This is a genomic window from Fusibacter sp. 3D3, assembly GCF_001748365.1.
In the GTDB taxonomy this organism is placed as follows: Bacteria; Bacillota; Clostridia; order Peptostreptococcales; family Acidaminobacteraceae; genus Fusibacter_A.
Genome location: NZ_BDHH01000043.1, coordinates 1 through 4,278, shown reverse-complemented (window position 1 = coordinate 4,278; position 4,278 = coordinate 1). Strand labels below are relative to the sequence as shown.

4 protein-coding genes are annotated in these 4,278 nt (G+C 30.3%); 2 read left to right on the top strand and 2 right to left on the bottom strand.

The window, feature by feature from the left end; translation table 11 throughout:
* Positions 1 to 382 precede the first annotated feature (382 nt).
* Positions 383 to 1,030, top strand: a complete 648-nt coding sequence (locus F3D3_RS22975) for a cysteine peptidase family C39 domain-containing protein (protein WP_069876845.1) — start codon at positions 383 to 385, stop codon at positions 1,028 to 1,030.
* Between the two features lie 502 nt (positions 1,031 to 1,532).
* Here F3D3_RS22975 and F3D3_RS22970 read toward each other — a convergent pair.
* Positions 1,533 to 2,822: a radical SAM/SPASM domain-containing protein gene (locus tag F3D3_RS22970; protein ID WP_069876842.1), complete on the bottom strand. Its 1,290-nt coding sequence runs from the start codon at positions 2,820 to 2,822 to the stop codon at positions 1,533 to 1,535.
* A gap of 34 nt (positions 2,823 to 2,856) precedes the next feature.
* Positions 2,857 to 3,216 carry a hypothetical protein gene (locus F3D3_RS22965; protein WP_069876840.1) on the bottom strand — a complete coding sequence of 120 codons (360 nt, stop codon included), beginning with the start codon at positions 3,214 to 3,216 and terminating at the stop codon, positions 2,857 to 2,859.
* Positions 3,217 to 3,568: 352 nt separating this feature from the next.
* On the opposite strand from F3D3_RS22965, the gene F3D3_RS22960 reads away from it, so the two are divergent.
* The gene (locus F3D3_RS22960; RefSeq protein ID WP_069876837.1) at positions 3,569 to 4,117 is read left to right on the top strand and encodes a cysteine peptidase family C39 domain-containing protein; all 549 of its coding nucleotides are present in this window, start codon (positions 3,569 to 3,571) and stop codon (positions 4,115 to 4,117) included.
* The last annotated feature ends 161 nt before the right edge of the window (positions 4,118 to 4,278 follow it).

Sequence of the window (4,278 nt, the reverse complement as noted above, 5' to 3'; positions counted from 1 at the left end):
CCACCATTCACATCCATCATTTCTTCCATTTCTAATTCTTTAAACATCTKTWATACCTCCATAAAATATCATTTTTCTAATTTCTCATTACTAATGCATGCGTTATGTAACTTATAATTGATTTTTAATCTGCARCAATATTTTCTAGAATAATTGCCACAAGATTAATTTTATGGTACCAGATGGGAAATAATCTGTCAATARCAAAAACAAAAAAAGTAAAAAATAGAACAAAATGCATATAGCCTATTGTAAAACCAGGCGGGCTATGTTATCTTGAAAATGGGTATAACCTATTCACTCTTACACTATATTACAATTTTTATGTGTCCAACAAGTGTTCATTGCATTAAAATTCTCATAAATCGCATCGGAGGGTTTCATGTTTTTTATAAAAGAAAAGTTTCATTGCGTCAAGCAATACGACACAACGGACTGTGGTGCAGCATGTCTTGCCACAGTTTCAAAACAATATGGTCTTAAAATACCAATAACGAGAATTAGAGAAATCGCTGGAACGGATAAGCAGGGGACAAATGCCTATGGCGTCATTAAGGCAGCAGAAGAATTGGGCTTTTCAGCAAAAGGGGTCAAAGGAGATAAAGAAGCACTTTTTTCTGAGTTTCCATTACCTGCAATYGCTCACATAGTCGTGGAGGGTTCGCTGCTACATTATATGGTGATACATAAAATTGCGAAAGATAAAATAATCGTAGCAGATCCTGCCAAAGGCTTGATAACCTATGAACTCGATGACTTTATGAAGTTATGGACAGGCGTTTTAATCCTCTTAGTCCCTGATGTGAAATTTGAAAAAGGAGACATGACACAAGGTATTTTTAAACGTTTTTTTGGTTTGCTTGTACCTCAAAAAAATTTAATAATACATGTATTTTTAGCATCTCTACTCTATACATTCTTAGGGATATTAGGGGCATTTTACTTTAAATTTCTATTGGATGATATTTTACCTTATGGCTTATTACCTCTTTTGGTGTCGGATGGACACCAAAAGAGGTTGATAATGTAAGAGAAAATTACTATTTTTTTTCTTCAATGGAATTATGTCGAAATTTAAATCGATCATCTCAAAAAATCTATAAGTGATAGAGATGAGAGAAAAATCACAAAAAAAGTATAATTGGTAAAAATGGAATCGTTACAAAAAATGATATTATCTTCTTAAATTTATAGTTCATAGTGCATGTGGATAGATTGATGCAACTCATATATGCAAAATAGACTTCAAATCATAAGATTGAAATCTATTTTGCATATGTAAAACTAGTAGTAATTAGAGTCATTGTTAAATTTTTAAAAAAAAGTTATATCTATTTACGTATAATAGGGACACTCTGGTAAATTAATTCCACCATCTGGTATAATAACTCGAGTAAAGAAGAAACACAAGTTACCACCATTTGTATCCATTGCCTCGTCATCATTCAGTAGTGTGAATCCATCTAAATTAGCCAATGATTTGTTTATAATGTCAATTTTTCCCATATTTACCTCGCTTATGATTTTTTTATTTAAACTACTACTAGTTTTACTAATTCACTAATGTTATATCTAAGATTACTACAGGTTCTATTGGTATATATACGGTTGTGAGGGCATCCCCCCATACATAAAGGCATAACATTACAGTTTTTACATTCTTTGTCAATGGTTGGATCAAACTTCATGTAGCTAAGAAACAGGTCTTGATTATTGATTAGATTAGTATTTAAATTACCAATTGAGTGATCTATATTACCAATATCGTTCCAACATTTGTAAATGAACCCTTTGGAATCAAAAACATATGCATAGACCTGATCAGCAAGACAATAGTTTCTTAATCTAGTTGGCAGTTTAACTTTCTTTGTCTTATTTTGTTTTAATCGAGTTTGATGATAATTCAACTCAATTTCTGCAAATTCAGGTACATCCAAACATTTATCATGATACTCTGAATTTCCGTATGCTTCTATTCTTCCAAAACTCACAGGGACATTATCAATTTCATAAGATTCAAAGTCTTTTAAAACTTCACTAATGCTATTTATATTGCTTTTTTCTTGATTTAGTCTTACTGTTACAGCAAATTCATTATCCTTTAGTAACTTTATATTATGGATTAGAGTCTTATAAGTTCCAGAACCATCAGATAAAAATCTTTTTTGATTATGATATTCTTCAGAGCCATCAAGAGTTATTTGGATAGTTCGTATTAAATTATTCTTCAAAATAGGTAATATATCTTGTGAAACTAAATAGCCATTTGTAATTAGATTTGAATTATACGTACATTTTTTTTCTTTACAAATTGATATAAAAGATTCAGTTAATTCGGTTATAGTATCTAAAGCTAATAATGGTTCACCACCAAACCACGTTATTTCTAATTTGGTTTGGTGGTGAAGTTTCTTTGAAACGAACTCCTTCAATTGTGTAATTACTGTTGAGTCCATTTTTCCAAATTCTTTATTCGTCTCAAAACAATAACTACATGAGAAGTTACAGTTCATTGTAGGAGCAATGGTTAAAGAAAGTGTTTTTTCATCATATCGGCTTTTATATAAATTATGCTTTATATAGTCGATTTCTTTTTGATTGCTTTCAATTAAAAATCCTTCAGAAATTAATATAGAATGTAAATTTTCAAAGTTATCATCAATATGATTATTTGGATAATTTTCATAAAATTCAAAAGCTGCTTTATCAAGTTTACAAATTGCGCTAGTTCTTGTGTTAAAAAGGTAATATATTTCTTCACTATTTTCTAATAAAATGGTGAAGTTTGATTTTACATATTTGATGCTATTACTTTCTTTCATTTTAACAAATTCTCCTTGAAATAAGATTTTGAAGCTATTCTTGAATCTCTTCAATAATTTTGTGCAGTCTAAATAACACCATTATATAAAAAGAAAAAAAGTCAATAATTGGATTATCCATTAAGGTACTATAACTTCTTTCTTCATCACGAAAAATTTTAAATATATCAATATCAAAGAGCTTTTTTATTTCCTTAAATAAAGAGACTGAATAAAATACCAGAAAAATTAGAGAACATAGTAAAATAAAAAAAACAATTTGAGCGATTTTGGGACTGTTTGGAAATAAAATTAGCTTAAAATAATAATCACATACAAGAGCAAAGTTTCCAATGAGTAACAAACCACCAATTATTTTCATTATGGCTAATTTCAATAATATTTTTTTTTTCATAAAAAACTCACTTTCAATTAGTTTTATTGGGTTGGAGACAATACAGGGATATAATTCCAAACTTGAATTGTTTAATAGAGTACGCGATCGCCGCATTAAAAAAAATTCACAAATTAACTATAATTGCCACAAGATTAATTTTATGGTACCAGATGGGAAATGATCTGTCAATAGCAAAAACAAAAAAAGTAAAAAATAGAACAAAATACATATAGCCTATTGTAAAACTAGGCGGGCTATGGTATCTTGAAAATGGGTATAACCTATTCACTCTTACACTATATTACAATTTTTATGTGTCCAACAAGTGTTCATTGCATTAAAATTCTCATAAATCGCATCGGAGGGTTTCATGTTTTTTATAAAAGAAAAGTTTCATTGCGTCAAGCAATACGACACAACGGACTGTGGTGCAGCATGTCTTGCCACAGTTTCAAAACAATATGGTCTTAAAATACCAATAACGAGAATTAGAGAAATCGCTGGAACGGATAAGCAGGGGACAAATGCCTATGGCGTCATTAAGGCAGCAGAAGAATTGGGCTTTTCAGCAAAAGGGGTCAAAGGAGATAAAGAAGCACTTTTTTCTGAGTTTCCATTACCTGCAATCGCTCACATAGTCGTGGAGGGTTCGCTGCTACATTATATGGTGATACATAAAATTGCGAAAGATAAAATAATCGTAGCAGATCCTGCCAAAGGCTTGATAACCTATGAACTCGATGACTTTATGAAGTTATGGACAGGCGTTTTAATCCTCTTAGTCCCTGATGTGAAATTTGAAAAAGGAGACATGACACAAGGTATTTTTAAACGTTTTTTTGGTTTGCTTGTACCTCAAAAAAATTTAATAATACATGTATTTTTAGCATCTCTACTCTATACATTCTTAGGGATATAAGGGGCATTTTACTTTAAATTTCTATTGGATGATATTTTACCTTATGGCTTATTAAACTCACTTCACGTGATTTCGATAGGGATTATACTACTTAATGTCTTTAAAATTATATTGAATTCATTTAGAAGTTATTTGCTCCTTTATTTGAGTCAACGGATAGA